Source organism: Paraburkholderia sp. BR10923 (assembly GCF_040948765.1).
GTDB lineage: Bacteria > Pseudomonadota > Gammaproteobacteria > Burkholderiales > Burkholderiaceae > Paraburkholderia > Paraburkholderia youngii.
Map to the genome: position 1 here is coordinate 1 of NZ_JBFPKO010000252.1, position 239 is coordinate 239.

At 67.8% G+C, this 239-nt stretch carries 1 pseudogene; it reads right to left on the reverse strand.

Annotation, left to right across the window (positions count from 1 at the left end):
• Positions 1 to 239 (reverse strand): annotated as a pseudogene (locus AB3X94_RS42355) (non-ribosomal peptide synthetase module); the annotation flags it as partial.

The window sequence follows — 239 nt, forward strand, 5'->3', positions numbered from 1 at the left end:
GCACCCATGCATGTGCGCACAGGTGCGCGGCCACCTCGCCCGGCTCGATGCGAAAGCCCCGGATCTTGACCTGCTCGTCGATGCGCCCCAGAAACTCCAGATTGCCATCCGGCAGGTACCGCGCCAGATCCCCCGTGCGATACAGCCGATCGCCCTCCACAAAGGGACTGGCGATGAACCGCTCGGCTGTCAGCTCGGGGCGGTTCAGATAGCCCCGCGCGACCCCCGCCCCGCCAATG